Raw genomic sequence first — 757 nt, 5'->3', positions numbered from 1 at the left:
CCTACGTGCTGATCAACTTGGTGTCGGAAGCGCTTATCCTTCTCCTGAACCCAAGGCTGCGCGTAGCGAGCGGCAAGAACTGAGCCGGGGAGATCGGTCCATGTCCACCTCTGTCCTGCGCCTTACGCTGGCGAAGCCCGCCGCCCGCATCGCCCTGGTCCTGGTCCTGATTATCGTCGCCCTTGCAACGCTTGGACCCTATTTCAGCCCCTACGCTTTTGATGAAATTGTCGGCGCTCCGTTCGCGCCCATAACTCAAGAGCATTGGCTCGGAACCGATTTCCTCGGTCGCGACACTTTCAGCCGTTTCCTCTATGGCGGCAGGACGGTTCTGGTTGTCGCGCTGAGCGCGACGGTCGCGGCCTATATCGTGGCCGTGCCCCTCGGCATCTATTCCGGGCTGCGGCGAGGGCCTCTCGATGTCGTGCTGATCGCAATATCCGATGTCATCTACGCCTTGCCGCCGGCCATCTTCCTCCTGGTGCTTCTCGCCTCGACCGGCCCCAGCCTCCCAACAGTCATAGTCGGCATCGTCATCCTGCATTCTCCCCGCATCTTCCGCATCGTGCGTTTGATCACGATGGATATTTCCAAGAACGAGTACGTGGAGGCGGCTTTCGCCCGCGGAGAGAGCTGGACGGCGATCTGTTTCCTCGACATCCTTCCCAACGTGCTGACGCCGGTCACAGCCGACTTCGGTGTGCGGCTTTGCGGATCGATCATTCTTTACGCCTCCCTCAGCTATCTGGGCTGTCTC

The 757-nt window shown here is 60.4% G+C and carries 1 protein-coding gene; it reads left to right on the top strand.

The genetic code is table 11. The annotated features are described in order from the left end of the window. Nucleotides 1-100: 100 nt before the first annotated feature. A partial coding sequence (locus EN780_RS36045; protein WP_133372945.1) for an ABC transporter permease occupies nucleotides 101-757 on the top strand: 657 nt, incomplete at its 3' end.

This window comes from Mesorhizobium sp. M4B.F.Ca.ET.089.01.1.1, from assembly GCF_004022605.1.
GTDB classification, from domain to species: Bacteria; Pseudomonadota; Alphaproteobacteria; order Rhizobiales; family Rhizobiaceae; genus Mesorhizobium; species Mesorhizobium abyssinicae.
Note: the sequence above shows the minus strand (reverse complement) of the source record. Positions and strands in the feature narration are given on the sequence as shown.